Raw genomic sequence first — 5,901 nt, 5'->3', positions numbered from 1 at the left:
CCGGCTGCTCCGCGCGCAGGTCCACGCGCCCAGGATGGCGCGGGCGGCGAGGCTGCGCGCGTCGCGGCGGTGCGGCACCGCGCGCGAGCGGGCCGGGCTCGGCCTAGCGTCGAGGCTCCGACAGACCCCCACCGAACCGGAGGACGACCATGTGGGCCTTCCTGGGCCGCCGCCTGCGCACCCTCGTCATCGCCGCCGTCCTCATCCCCGTCGCGGGGCGGGTGGCGCGCGCGCTCGCCGACCGGCAGGAGTCCAAGCACGGCGGGCCGACGACGTTCTCGCGCGGGCTCCGCTCCGCCGACGGCCTCGTCCAGAAGGCGCGCAAGCTGGTCTGAGCGGAGCCGTCCTCAGCGGCGCTCGGCGAGCGCCTGGTGCACGGACGAGACGACGACGCTGCCCTCCCCGACCGCCGACGCGACCCGCTTGACCGAGCCGCGCCGCACGTCGCCCACGGCGAACAGCCCGCGCGCGGAGCTCTCGAGCGGCCACGGCTCGCGCTCGTGCGGCCACGCGCGCCGCCCGCCCTCCGCGAGCACCTCGCGGCCGGTGAGGACGTAGCCCCACTGGTCGCGCAGCACCTCGTCCGGCAGCCAGTCGGTGTGCGGACGCGCGCCGATAGTGATGAACAGGGCGTTCGACGGCACCGTCGACTCGTCGCCCGTCACGCGGTGGCGCAGCACGAGGTGGTCGAGGCGGCCGTCCGCTCCCCCGCCGCCGACGACCTTGGTCTCCGCGAGGATCGCGACGCCCGCGGCCGCGAGCTGGTCGACGAGGTACTGCGACATGCTCGCCGCGAGGTCGGGCCCGCGGACGACGAGCGAGACCGAGGCCGCGTACCGGGCGAGGTGCAGCGCCGCCTGCCCCGCCGAGTTGCCACCCCCGACCACGTGGACGATGCGGCCCGCCTGCCCCTTCGCCTCCACGGCGGAGACCCCGTAGAACACCGCCGAGCCGACGAACGGGTCGAGGCCCGGCACGGCGAGCCGCCGGTACGACACGCCGTCGGCGAGGACGACCGTCCCGGCGCGCACCGTGCCGCCGACCGCGACGTGCAGGAGGAAGCCTGCGCCGTCACCGCCCGCCTCGTCCCTGCCCGGCACCTCGAGCCCGACCGCCTCGCGCGTGTGCGCGAACTGCGCGCCGAACACCCAGGCCTGCTGGTAGGCGCGGTCGGACAGGTCGGCGCCGGAGACGCCGCGCGGGAAACCGAGGTAGTTGCGGATGAGCGAGCTCGACCCCGCCTGCCCGCCCACCGCGTCGCGCTCGAGCACGAGCGTGCGCAGCCCCTCCGACGCCGCGTACACCGCCGCGGCGAGGCCGCCCGGCCCCGCGCCGACGATCGCGACGTCGACCGGCTCGGCGGGCAGGTCGGTGGTGAACCCGTGGGCCCGGGCGAGCTCGGTGGTCGTCGGGTCGACGAGCTCGCGGCCGTCGGCGAGGCGGACGAGGGGCGCGCCGTCGCCCGGGGCGGACGTGAACCGCAGGCCGGCGCGCGCGAGGAAGCGGCGCAGGTCGTGCACGCGCGGCAGCGCGTCGTCGCCCACCACGACGACGTCGGCGCGCTCGGCGCCGCGCGCGGCGCGCTCCCAGTCGAGCAGGAACTCCGTCACGGCGCGGTGGAAGTACTCGTCCGGCGCGTGCCGGGGGCGCACGACGTAGTAGTCGACGAGCGTGGCCGCCATGAGGCCGAGCACCGCGTCGACCGTCGCGCGGTCCGTCCACGAGCCCCACTCGATGACGAGCGCGCGCCGGACGTCGGGGAACGCGTGCCGCGCCGCGACGAACACCGAGTCGGCGCGCCCGACCGCGGCACGGTCGTCGGAGAGCACGAGCGCGACCTCGTGCCCGGCCGCCGCGGCCTCGTCGAGGCGTGCGACCGCCTCGGCGCCGTCGCGCGCGGCGACCACCGCGTAGTCGTGGGCGTAGCGGCGCTCGAGCTCGCCGACCAGGGCCGCGCGCGCGTCGTCGGAGGTCGCCGCGACGAGCACCACGGGTCGCGCGGCCGGGGATCCGGGGACGTCCGTCATCCGTGCCTCCTGGCGGTCCTCGCACGGTGCCACCGGCGCGTCGCGGCCGGACTGGTGGACGCGGTTGTGGCCCAGGTCACAGAATACGAGGGTGGACCCGAGCAGCGGGATCATCCGCACGCCGGACCAGCGGCTGCGCGTGTTCGTCAGCTCGACGCTCAAGGAGCTCGCCCCGGAGCGCCGTGCGGTCCGCGCTGCCGTCGAGCGGCTCCACCTCGCCCCCGTCATGTTCGAGCTGGGCGCGCGCCCGCACCCGCCGCGCGCGCTGTACCGGTCGTACCTCAGCCAGAGCGACGTGTTCGTCGGGCTGTACTGGGAGCGGTACGGGTGGGTCGCGCCCGGCGAGGACGTCTCCGGCCTCGAGGACGAGTACCGCCTCGTCCCGCCCGGCATGCCGCGCCTCGTCTACGTCAAGGACACCACGGGCACGCGCGAGCCACGCCTCGTCGAGCTGCTCGACCGGATCAAGGGCGACGACACGGCGTCGTACACGTCGTTCCCCGACGCGGACGCGCTGGGCGAGCTCGTCACGGCCGACCTCGCCGTGCTCCTCGCCGAGCGGTTCGACGCGAGCCGCGCGGTGGGGGCCGCCCCGGCGGCCGGACCTGCCGCGGCGGGACCCGGTGCGGCGGCCGCCGACGACGACGGCCTGCCGGAGGACCACGCCGCGCTCCCCGCTCCCCCGACGCCGCTCATCGGCCGCGAGCGCGAGGTCGCCGACGTCGTGGGCATGCTCGACGGGACCACGAGCGGTGCGCCCGTGCGCATGCTCACGCTCACGGGCCCCGGCGGCATCGGCAAGAGCCGCCTCGCGCTCGAGGTCGCGGGCCGGGTGCGGCAGCGGTTCCCGGACGGCGTGCGCTTCGTGGACCTCACCCCCGTGCACGACGCCGCGCTCGTCCCCGGGGCGGTCGCGCAGGCGCTCGGCGTGCGCGACACGGGCGACGGACCCATCGCCGACAAGCTCCTCATGGCCGTGCGCGAGCGCCGGATGCTGCTCGTCCTCGACAACCTCGAGCAGGTGGTCGACGCGGGGCCGGCGCTCGCCGCCCTGCTCGCCGCCTCGCCCGGGCTGGTCCTCCTGCAGACGAGTCGCGTCCTGCTGCGCGTGTCGCCCGAGCACAGCTACGAGGTCGGGCCGCTCGCGATGCCCGGCCGCCACGGCGACCTCGACGCCGCGCGCGTCGCGCCCGCCGTCGCGCTGTTCGTGGAGCGCGCGCGGGCGCTGCGCCCGGACTTCGACGTCACCGCGGCGAACGTCGAAGCGGTCGTCGCGATCTGCGCCGCCCTCGACGCCGTGCCGCTCGCCATCGAGCTCGCGGCCGCACGCGTGCGCGTGCTGCCCCCGGTGGCGATGCTCGCGCGGCTCGACCGACGGCTGCCGCTGCTCACCGGCGGGGGCCGCGACCTGCCGGAGCGCCAGCAGACGCTGCGCCGCACGATCGAGTGGAGCGTCGACCTGCTCGGCGACGACCAGCGCGCGCTCCTCGCGACCCTCGGCGTGTTCGACGGCGCGTTCACGCTCGAGGCGGTCGAGGACGTCGGCGGCCCGCCCGACGACGGCGCCGACACCCTCGCGCTGCTCGGCGCCCTGGTCGACTCGAGCCTCGTGCGCCAGCGCGACGAGGAGGAGACGCCGTCGTTCACGATGCTGGCGACCGTGCGCGAGTACGCCCGCGAGCGCCTCGCGGCCGAGGGACGGCTCGACGCCGTGCGCGACCGGCACGCCGAGCACTACGAGCGGCTCGGGCGCGAGGCCGGCCCGCTCCTGCTGGGTCCGGGCCTGCGCACGTGGACCGCGCGGCTCGCGCTGGAGGACGCCGAGCTGCGCGCGACCGCGCGCCACCTCCTGGACCGCGGCGAGCTCGACCGGGCCGCCGCGTTCGCCTGGTCGCTGTACACGTACTGGTGGGTCGGCGGGCGGCTCGGCGAGGTGCGCAGCTGGATGGCCGAGCTGCTGGGCACGCCCGGCGAGGTCGCGCCCCGCACGCGCGCGACCGCCCTGTACTTCACGCACGCCATCACGTTCTGGCAGGACCCCGACGACCTCGTCGTGCCGGGCCTCACCGAGAGCGCCGAGCTGTTCCGCGCCGAACGGGACCCGTGGGGCGAGGCGCTCGCGCTCGTGTCGCTCGCGCTCGCGCGGCTCGCCGCCGCGACGCCCGACCCGGAGCGCGCCGCGGAGGCGCTCGCGAGCGCGCTGGCCCTGTTCCGCGGCACGGGCAACCGCTGGGGGGAGGCGATGACGCTCGTGACGCAGGGCCGTGTCGCGATCCTCCAGGGCCGCGTACCGGAGGCCGCGGGCTGCTTCGAGGAGAGCCTCGCCGCGGCGCGCCAGGTGCACGACCCGCTCGGCGAGGCCATCGCGCTGCACCACCTCGGCTGGGCACGCCTCCTGCTCGGTCGTCTGCCCGAGGCCGACGCCGACTTCCGCGAGAACCTGCGGCTGTCCTCGCGCCTCGGGCACGACGACGGCGTCGCGTACGGGCTGGAGGGACTCGTGGCGGTCGCCGCCTCGGCCGGCGACGTCGAGCGCGCGGGCACGCTGCTCGGCGCGGCCGAGGCGCTGCGCGAGCAGAGCGGCCTCTACAACGCCCCGACCTTCTCGTTCCACCTCCTCACGCTCGACCAGGTGCTCGACGACGCGTCGCGCGCACGGCTCGAGACGGCGCGCGCCGCCGGGCGCACGCTGTCGGTCGCCGACTCCGTCGCGCTCGCGCTGGACGCGAGCACCGAGCTCGCGGGCGCCGCCGGGGCGGCGGGCGCTGCCGGGACCGCGGTGGGAGGCGCGTCGTGAGCCGCTGGCGGGCCGTGCCCGGCGACGACCGGGTGCTGCCGTTCACGATCGCGGTCGCGTACCTCGTCCTGCCGTTCCTCCTCGTCGCGCTCGTGCTGCTCTACCTGCTGCCCGAGCGCACCGACGAGCTGTTCGCCTGGACCATCGACCCGCCGGTCACCGCGATGTTCCTCGGCTCCGCCTACGTGGGCGGGATCTGGTTCTTCACCCAGGTGGTGCGCCTGCGGCGCTGGCACCGGGTGCAGTACGGCTTCCCCGCGGTGGTGCTGTTCGCGACCCTGCTCGGGATCGCGACGCTGCTGCACTGGGACCGGTTCCACCACGGTCACGTCTCGTTCGTCGCGTGGGCGGTGCTCTACATGACGACGCCGCTCCTCACGCTCGCCGCGCTGCTGCTCAACCGGTCCGCCGACCCGGGCGTCCCGGAGGACCACGACCGGCGCATCCCGCGGCCCGTGCGGCTCGTGCTCGGCGTCGCCGGGATCGTCGCGCTCCTCGTGGGGCTGACGCTGTTCGCCGTCCCGTCCGTCGGGATCGAGCTGTGGGCGTGGGACCTCACGCCGCTCACCGCGCGCGTCGTCGGGGCCGTGCTCACGCTGCCCGGCGCGGTCGACGTGTGGCTGCTCGTCGACGACCGGTGGACCTCCTTCCGCTGGATGTTCCAGGCCCAGCTCGCGAGCCTCGCGCTCATCAACGCCGCCTGGATCGTCGAGCGCGACGAGCTGCTGTGGGACCGCCCGCTCGCGTGGCTCTTCGCCGGCGGCGTCGCGGGGGCCCTCGTGGTCTACGCCGGGCTCTACGCGTGGCTCGAGAGACCCGCCCGCGTCCGCGCCGCGTGACGGCGGCGGGCCGCACGGAGCGACGCGGGCGACCGGGGTTCACCCCGTCGCCGCCCGGGCGTCACCCGTGCCTCGTACGGTGGCCCGAGCCGGGGTCGCCCGGCCGGCAGGACGACGAGGAAGGGGCTCCCATGCTCAGCACGTCCAGGACCTCCGGCGGACGGGCACGGCCCGCCGCCGGCACCAGCACCCGCCGCGGCCGCACCACGGTCGCCGCGGCGCTCGCGGCGACCGTCGC

General features: G+C 76.7%; 4 protein-coding genes. 3 read left to right on the top strand and 1 reads right to left on the bottom strand.

Going from position 1 to position 5,901, the window contains the following annotated elements; all coding sequences use genetic code 11:
- The first annotated feature begins 149 nt into the window (after positions 1 to 149).
- Positions 150 to 335, top strand: a complete 186-nt coding sequence (locus JZ5iCDA_RS14960) for a hypothetical protein (protein WP_069387877.1) — start codon at positions 150 to 152, stop codon at positions 333 to 335.
- 12 nt (positions 336 to 347) lie between these two features.
- Here the strand turns inward: JZ5iCDA_RS14960 and JZ5iCDA_RS14955 are convergent, their stop codons facing one another.
- Complete coding sequence (locus tag JZ5iCDA_RS14955) at positions 348 to 2,027, bottom strand: FAD-dependent oxidoreductase (protein ID WP_069387876.1); 1,680 nt, start codon at positions 2,025 to 2,027, stop codon at positions 348 to 350.
- 91 nt (positions 2,028 to 2,118) lie between these two features.
- Between JZ5iCDA_RS14955 and JZ5iCDA_RS14950 the strand changes: the two genes are divergently transcribed.
- Complete coding sequence (locus tag JZ5iCDA_RS14950) at positions 2,119 to 4,824, top strand: DUF4062 domain-containing protein (RefSeq protein WP_069387875.1); 2,706 nt, start codon at positions 2,119 to 2,121, stop codon at positions 4,822 to 4,824.
- Positions 4,821 to 5,663, top strand: coding sequence for a hypothetical protein (locus JZ5iCDA_RS14945; RefSeq protein WP_069387874.1), 843 nt, complete (start codon positions 4,821 to 4,823; stop codon positions 5,661 to 5,663). Before JZ5iCDA_RS14950 ends, JZ5iCDA_RS14945 begins: the two co-directional genes overlap by 4 nt.
- Positions 5,664 to 5,901: the final 238 nt, after the last annotated feature.

The sequence above is a fragment of the Cellulosimicrobium cellulans genome, from assembly GCF_001722485.1.
GTDB classification, from domain to species: domain Bacteria; phylum Actinomycetota; class Actinomycetes; order Actinomycetales; family Cellulomonadaceae; genus Cellulosimicrobium; species Cellulosimicrobium cellulans_A.
This window is presented reverse-complemented; position numbering and strand designations above follow the sequence as displayed.